Origin of the sequence: Amphibacillus indicireducens (genome assembly GCF_039539605.1) — a bacterium.
GTDB lineage: Bacteria > Bacillota > Bacilli > Bacillales > Amphibacillaceae > Amphibacillus > Amphibacillus indicireducens.
In genome coordinates, this window is record NZ_BAABDL010000009.1 from 967 (window position 1) to 8160 (window position 7194).

10 protein-coding genes and 1 pseudogene are annotated in these 7194 nt (G+C 36.5%); 6 read left to right on the forward strand and 5 right to left on the reverse strand.

Going from position 1 to position 7194, the window contains the following annotated elements; translation table 11 throughout:
- The 3 genes and pseudogenes from ABD814_RS13275 to ABD814_RS00780 all read left to right on the forward strand — a co-directional run.
- A pseudogene (locus ABD814_RS13275) lies at positions 1–127 on the forward strand (IS30 family transposase); the annotation flags it as partial.
- Between the two features lie 25 nt (positions 128–152).
- Positions 153–758 (forward strand): DUF421 domain-containing protein, encoded by a 606-nt coding sequence (locus tag ABD814_RS00775; RefSeq protein ID WP_425549035.1) that lies wholly within the window; start codon positions 153–155, stop codon positions 756–758.
- 61 nt (positions 759–819) lie between these two features.
- A complete protein-coding gene (locus ABD814_RS00780; protein ID WP_344909456.1) occupies positions 820–1305 on the forward strand; it encodes a hypothetical protein in 486 nt (161 codons plus the stop codon).
- 56 nt (positions 1306–1361) lie between these two features.
- Here ABD814_RS00780 and ABD814_RS00785 read toward each other — a convergent pair whose 3' ends face one another.
- Entirely contained in the window at positions 1362–1943 is a 582-nt protein-coding gene (locus ABD814_RS00785) for a LysM peptidoglycan-binding domain-containing protein (RefSeq protein ID WP_344909458.1), read from the reverse strand.
- A 345-nt stretch (positions 1944–2288) separates the two neighbouring features.
- Between ABD814_RS00785 and ABD814_RS00790 the strand changes: the two genes are divergently transcribed.
- The 3 genes from ABD814_RS00790 to ABD814_RS00800 all read left to right on the forward strand — a co-directional run bounded on the left by ABD814_RS00790 (position 2289) and on the right by ABD814_RS00800 (position 4486).
- Positions 2289–2480, forward strand: a complete 192-nt coding sequence (locus ABD814_RS00790) for a helix-turn-helix transcriptional regulator (RefSeq protein ID WP_268781340.1) — start codon at positions 2289–2291, stop codon at positions 2478–2480.
- A complete protein-coding gene (locus ABD814_RS00795) occupies positions 2470–3207 on the forward strand; it encodes a DUF3169 family protein (RefSeq protein WP_344909460.1) in 738 nt (245 codons plus the stop codon). Before ABD814_RS00790 ends, ABD814_RS00795 begins: the two co-directional genes overlap by 11 nt.
- Positions 3208–3403: 196 nt before the next feature.
- Entirely contained in the window at positions 3404–4486 is a 1083-nt protein-coding gene (locus ABD814_RS00800) for an IS30 family transposase (protein ID WP_344909462.1), read from the forward strand.
- Positions 4487–4777: 291 nt separating this feature from the next.
- Here the strand turns inward: ABD814_RS00800 and ABD814_RS00805 are convergent, their stop codons facing one another.
- The 4 genes from ABD814_RS00805 to ABD814_RS00820 all read right to left on the reverse strand — a co-directional run bounded on the left by ABD814_RS00805 (position 4778) and on the right by ABD814_RS00820 (position 7070).
- A complete protein-coding gene (locus ABD814_RS00805; protein WP_344909463.1) occupies positions 4778–5401 on the reverse strand; it encodes an acetate uptake transporter in 624 nt (207 codons plus the stop codon).
- 108 nt (positions 5402–5509) lie between these two features.
- Positions 5510–5884, reverse strand: a complete 375-nt coding sequence (locus ABD814_RS00810; RefSeq protein WP_344909465.1) for an HIRAN domain-containing protein — start codon at positions 5882–5884, stop codon at positions 5510–5512.
- Positions 5885–6026: 142 nt separating this feature from the next.
- A complete protein-coding gene (locus tag ABD814_RS00815) occupies positions 6027–6743 on the reverse strand; it encodes a dihydropteridine reductase (protein WP_344909467.1) in 717 nt (238 codons plus the stop codon).
- 159 nt (positions 6744–6902) lie between these two features.
- The gene (locus ABD814_RS00820; RefSeq protein ID WP_344909469.1) at positions 6903–7070 is read right to left on the reverse strand and encodes a hypothetical protein; all 168 of its coding nucleotides are present in this window, start codon (positions 7068–7070) and stop codon (positions 6903–6905) included.
- Positions 7071–7194 lie beyond the last annotated feature (124 nt).

Genomic DNA, 7194 nt, shown 5'->3' on the forward strand with positions numbered 1-7194 from the left:
GCAGTCCCAAGTTAAACGGATTCAACAGTGGATGAATGACTATCCGCGAAGAAATCATAACTATAAAACGCCTCATCAAGTATTTGCCTTAGAGCTACAGAAACTAAAGTTAGATCTTGTAGCTTAGCATTGGTAGAAAAGAAATTAGTCAAATGACATTTTTTAATTTTGTTTCCGCCATTACTATCGGGTCTATAGCTGCTAATCTTGCGATAAGCTCAAACCTAAGTGTCCAAAACGGAGTAATTGCATTAGTGGGCTGGACCGTGTTCACTTTACTAATGGGGTACCTAGATATAAAATCTAAAAAAGCTCGTAAAATAACAACAGGAGAGCCGATTATCATTATAAAAGAGGGAAACGTAATGGAGAACTCTTTGCGCTCCACCCGTTTAGATATGGATGCACTAATGACCATGTTAAGACAACAAAATATATTTGCGATCAAAGACGTAGAGTACGCAATTTTTGAAACGAACGGAAAACTTTCGGTCATGAAGCATGATCAAAAACAAGCGGTTACAAAAGAAGATATGAATATTCCAATCAACGCAAAAAAATATCCTATTTCAGCAGAGCTAGTATCAGATGGTATAATAAATACAAATAATCTGGCGAGATTAGACTTAAATGAAAAATGGTTAAAACAAGAATTGAAAAACGCGGGAATAGCTAGCGCTTCTGAGGTCTTTTATGCGGAAATTCAACAAGATGGTTCGTTGTATATTGATAAGAAAGACGATGATATGGTCCATTAAAGCTTGATTGGTTTGTACTTTTCTTTTGTTATAATGGAGTATAAAAAGAAGGTGATGCTAAGTGACTAATCTAGGCGTTGAAACCCTGCTTCCCATGCAACCGGGTGATATTATTTATTCATCCAAAAGTTTGTCCACATTTCTCATAGGTCATTGTGGCATTGTTGGACATGATATGCGGATACACCATGCACATCCGAAAGGTGCTTTTTCGGACTCCTTAGAGAGATACGTAGCACGTCACCTGTTAAATGGAAAAATAATTGTATTACGTCCACAATATGCTGACGTAGATAAAGTTGCTAGTTGGGCACAAAACAATATTCATCATATGAAAAAGTATTTCTTTCATCGAGAATTATGTAATCAGCAAAGCAATTATTGTTCTAAATTTGTTTGGCAAGCGTTCTGGTTCAGCTTGAAAGAAGATATTACAGGTAAAGGTCTGGAAGTGGATCAGGTACGGTGGATTTACCCAAAGTCCATTCGGCGAGCAGCTAACTTAAAAGAGATTGGTAGATGGAAAGTAAGTGATTTAAGGAAATAGTAATATCAACACAAAAGCCCCTGCATAAGCAGGAGCTTTCATCAATTTACCTTTTCCTATCGAACCGGAATGGCTACGTCAGAACCAATGGTCATGACATACGGATCGACATTTGGATTGGCTTCTAATAGATCATTTACAGTTACCCCATCATAAACACTTGCAATTTCATAGAAAGTATTACCTGGTTGAACGGTGTGATAAACATATTCGTCTGAATCAGTATCTGATTCCCCATAGTCAACAACGACAATCTCAGAACCGACAGTTAGACTATACGGATTAACATCAGGGTTTAAGTTTTCTAAATCATTAACGGTTACCCCATCATAGACGGCTGCAATTTCTGAAAAAGTGTTACCTGGTTGTACAACGTGTGTTACCACATCATTCTCATCACCATTCTCTTCCCCTGTTGGAATAACGATTTCCGCTCCAACCGGAAGTGCTTGAGGATCATAGTCGTTTTCTTCCACTAGATTGTCTGTAGAAACATCATCATAGTTTTGAGCTAGTCCCCAATACGTGTCACCTGATTCTACTGTTACTGTTTCGGACGCTGCTGAAACACCGATCGCACCAAAAGCCAATCCAGTACCAACCACTGCAGTTGCTACTCTTTTTGTTGCTTTCTTCATGTCTTAACTCCTCCTTTAGTAACGGTATATTAATTACATTCCACGTGTGAGTGTGAATAAACGTGAAATACAAATTTCTTTCTAGTAAGACAATTATCATACGAGATTGTATTGTTCTATTCATTGTCGCAATGCCTTTAGTGACGCTTATCTTTTATGTTATTTTTCCTGTGAAAATAAATATACACCACCATCAGTAATTCTTTGAGAAAAAATATCTATTTAATTTGACAAATAAAGTTGTCATAGATATAATGAGATTGACAATTCAAGTTGTCATTTTGACAAGTATTTTTTACGATAGGATAAGGAGGCGGTTTAGTGCCCTTAAACAATTCATTGAAAATGTATCGCGCAAAACTTGGTATAAACCAAGCAGAAATGGGGAGATTGGTTGGTGTTTCTCGTCAAACAATAAGTTTAATTGAGCGTGGAGACTACTCTCCATCGGTAACTTTAGCGATCAAGCTAGCGAGAATCTGTGAAGCAACTGTAGAGGATATTTTTATTTATGAGGAGAATGAAGATGAAAAATAAAAAAGATGCGTTAAAATTACTACTGATTATGTTAGTAGGTGGAATCGTCGGAGCAACAAGTAGTACCGTCTTGCATGCACTGGAAATCAATCGATTATCCGATTTAGGTCCTCGACTAATGGAGCATTTAGTAGTGCATATTTTATGGTATCAAATCGGTGCTGTTGTTATTTTTTTCGTTCCAACATTGCTATGGCTATACAAAGCGAAAAAAATAAGTGTTGATGATTCGGAAGATGTCGATTTAGAAGAAGATACAAATAATCAACTATTTGATAAATACTTATATCGTGGTTTGTTGTTTAATAGTGTGTATTTTGTGATCGGGTTTATTCTTTTTGGTTTATCAGCAGATATACGTAATCCGTTCTTTTGGAGCTCGATCGTTGTCTTTTTAGTTTTTATGTTTTTGAGTTCTTATATTGAGGTGAAAGTAGTCAGGTCTATGCAGAAAGCAGATCCGATGAAAAAGGGAGAACCTACCTCTATGAAATTTAATAAAGATTTTTTAGAAAGTTGTGATGAAGCAGAAAAACTACAAATCTATAAATCAGGATATCAATCCTATGTTTTTACACAAACGGCTATTATGATAATTTTTATCATCATGTTCGTATCTAAATTACATTTTGAATTGGGCAATTTGCCTATCTTACTGGTGGGAGGAATATGGTTACTTCAGTTGTTATCCTATTTTTACTATGCAGCAAAAAATGAAAAAAATTAAAGTAGTTAGACATTTGCTCAAATAAAGTGAGATTTTATTCTATTTCGGCAGTTCATCTTTATCTGGAAGTAATTGAAATTTCGCTTTATCTCTTTTAGGAAGATTGTATAATCAAGTTAGTCACCTAAAATAAAAGGTCATGTGAATTTCATGTTATATTGAAAGTACCACCAAACAATATAAGGAGTGAATTCACATGATCCAAGTAAATACTATCACAAAATCACACAAAGGAACACACCTTACCTATGCTGAAATGAAACAAATTGAAGCGTATAAAAAAATTGATCTGTCACACCGTGAGATTGGACGCCTGCTTGAACGCAGTCCACAAACGATCAATGATAATGTTAAAAAAGGAACAGTACTACAAGTAAACAAGCAGATTCAGAATGGCAAAGCCTATTTTTATGAGAAAGAAGTCTACTTCGCTGATGTCAACTTCAGAGTTTATGAAGAAAACCGTGAAAATTGTGGCCGCCGTCCTAAATGGATTGATGGCACAAAGTTTATCGAATGGGCAGACAAAAAGATGCTTGAAGAAAAATGGTCACCAGATGTCGTCGTTAATAAAGCAAGAGAAGAAAACTTATACCATGAATCGATCCTACCGAGTACATCAACACTTTACCATTGGATTGATAGTGGCATCATGAAGACCAAAAATATTGATCTGTTAGAAAAGGTTAATCGAAAACCACGCAGCACAAAAGGAAAGGAACGACGCAATAAAAGAGTACATGGTACATCAATCGAACATCGCCCAAAGTCAGTCGAGGAGCGACTAGAATTTGGGCACTGGGAAATGGATACGGTGATTGGAAGAAAATGTGCAGATGACCCAGTGTTACTGACGCTTGTTGAACGCAAGACCACCTTTGAACTTCTATTTAAGCTAGACGGAAAGCAATCCGAATGCGTTGATCACACATTAAGAACATTTATGAATCAGTTGTCAGGTATTGAAGGGAAAATATTCAAAACGATTACAGCCGATAATGGCAGTGAATTCAGTAATTTATCTGGATTATCTCAATCAATAGACGTTTACTTTTGCCATCCATTTGCTTCTTATGAGCGTGGAACAAGTGAAAATCAACACAAGATCATTCGGCGTTTCTTACCAAAGCATCAGTCATTTAAAGATGTGACGCAGTCCCAAGTTAAACGGATTCAACAGTGGATGAATGACTATCCGCGAAGAAATCATAACTATAAAACGCCTCATCAAGTATTTGCCTTAGAGCTACAAAAACTAAAGTTAGATCTTGTAGCTTAGCATTTTAGGGTCCCGGATTTTCCGCGCAAGTGTGCATGTATTTATTTGGGCTTAAGCCCAAATAAATACATGCACACTAATAAAACAAGATCAAAAACAGACCTAACAATATAACTTTGTGAATTCATAATATTTATTTTTCAAAGTGACTAACTTAAACTTGAAATTCAAGTTTCAATTTATTTCATCGTTTGAACTAAATTATCCAAAATAACAATGAAACAAAAAAACAGGTGCCTACGCATGATTCTGCGCGGACACCTGTTTTTTTACATCTATTTTTATGAATCATTAACTAACTTGTCTAATTTCAGGATTCATAACTGCTGGCGCTTTGTACGCACCAATCGGTAAGAGCTCTTTGCCATATAACTCATTTAATACTTGTGCCATCGCAGCGTAGATTGCTGAGAAACCACAAATAATTCCTTCATAACCCGCAATCGTTAAAATCACGCTAGAACCTGTGAAGTTGCCAATCGCAAGTAAGAAAAATAAAATCGTTAATGTACCAAAGACAACTTGAAGTGCTTTATTAATTCGTAACGTCCCGATAAACATAAAGAAGGTAAACAATCCCCACATGAATAGGAATGCAGCCATTGATAACGAACCTGCCGCTTCACCGTATCCCATAATTGGAAGGATATTTAGACCAACTAAGGCTAACCAGAAAAATCCGTAAGACGTAAAAGCCGTTGCTCCAAATGTATTGTTTTTCTTAAATTCCATGATGCCAGCAATCACTTGCGCTAGACCACCATAAAAGATTCCCATAGCTAAAATCATTGCATCCAATTCAAAAAAACCTGCATTATGAATATTCAGCAAGATCGTTGTCATCCCAAAGCCCATTAAACCTAACGGTGCTGGGTTTGCAATTATTTCTGTAATGTTTGTAACTTTCTTTTCCAATCCTGTCACTCCATCTTATCATACTTGTGTCAACACACAGCATCGATAAGTATATGGCTGAAAATGCAATCATGTCAAACTTTAAGCTCCACTTATAGATCTTAATTTCTAGCGATTATCAGCAATTTTTACCACAACACGAAACTGTCTTTCCGGGTGGGTTTCTTTGTTGATATACTGAATCCGCGCATCAAAAATATTGGCATGACCGAAGTATAACAACTTACTTAAAAGTGCATTTTTATCCTTTGGCACATAACCGATCTTCTTGCCATCATAAAAAATGACAACCGCCTCCGGATCATATGGATTATCCGATTCAGGAACAAGCTCAACATGTTTGCCCAAAGTCAGCTCCTCAATCACATCAAGCCCATCATAATAGGCAAACCCAGCAATATGAAAATCCATCAAATGACGACTGCGCTCATACTTATGCTCTTTAACTGACTGAATTAACTGCTCTCTTTGTTGATCATTCATGTTTATTCCTCCCCATAATTAACATCTAACTTCATTATACTACAAATATCTAGCACGAAATTCCCATTAATCAATTTTGCCCAAAAGAAATCCACCCTCAATCGAGAGCGGATTAACTTTACTAAATATATTTTCCGAAAAATTACTGTGCCACTTCTGCCGGTAAAAAGTTTTCCATAAACCGCGCATGTTTATCCAGCACAATCTGATTCGATTTAATCCCATGCTCCTTAAGTAAGGCAATGTTTTGAACAAGGAACTCGTCACTACCTACGACGTAATACAAGCCATCTTGATCAGCAGCTAACTCCTGCACTCTCTGATAATACGCCTCACGACTATCAACAAACTCAGAAGTAAACTTCTTCTCAGTTGCCGACTCGAAAATATTGGTAAAGATAAATTCCTTCGATGAATCAATATTTAACGAGTGGATCTGATTAACATTGTCAGGACGTGCAAAGTACTCAAGTACAAGCGGCCTAAAAGTCGCCAACCCAACACCCGATGATAACAAGTAAATATTCTTATTCTCTCGCCTTAGCGGAACATTAGAATTCGTTTTGAACAAAGCAACTTTACCACCAACATTAATATTTTTTAATATTGACTTAAACTCAGAACACTGCTCTTTAATTCGAGTCGTGATCCCAATCGATTTTTCATCCGGCAATGTAGAGATTGACATATGACGAACTAAACTACGATTCGGTTTTTCACCAGCATTAAAGCCCTCCAACGCGAAATACGTGTGCGCACCCTCCTCCCAAGTAAAACCTTCAGGACAATCGAGTAGATACGTCTTAACCTCAGGTGATTCATCGATAATCTGATTAATTTTAGTCCAATATATTTGCATGAATAATCTCTCCCCCTAACTTATAAACGATTTGTATGTATAAACTATACACTAAGTGATAACAATTCTCAATTAAAAGGTTTGAGTATTCAGAAAACTGCTGTGAAAACGATTTATTAACTAGCTTTACAAAGCCTTCAACAAGGTCCAATACACAGGCTAAGAATCAAACAAATATTCTTCAATTCCCGCAACAATCGCTTCAGCAACTCTGTCTTGAAATTGTTCAAAGACAAGTTCCATTTTATCTACATCACAAACGATTTCAAGATCCGGATCGACCGCGACACTTTCAAGCGCCTCATCCCCTGAATAAAGCACCGTCACATTGATAACTATCGTTAATAAAATTGGGGTGATAATCCTTTTTCCAGTACCTCAGCTATGAAGAGTAAAAATTCTTCGTGATAAATATCGAAAAAACGACCCCTTAATATTACATTAATGTTAT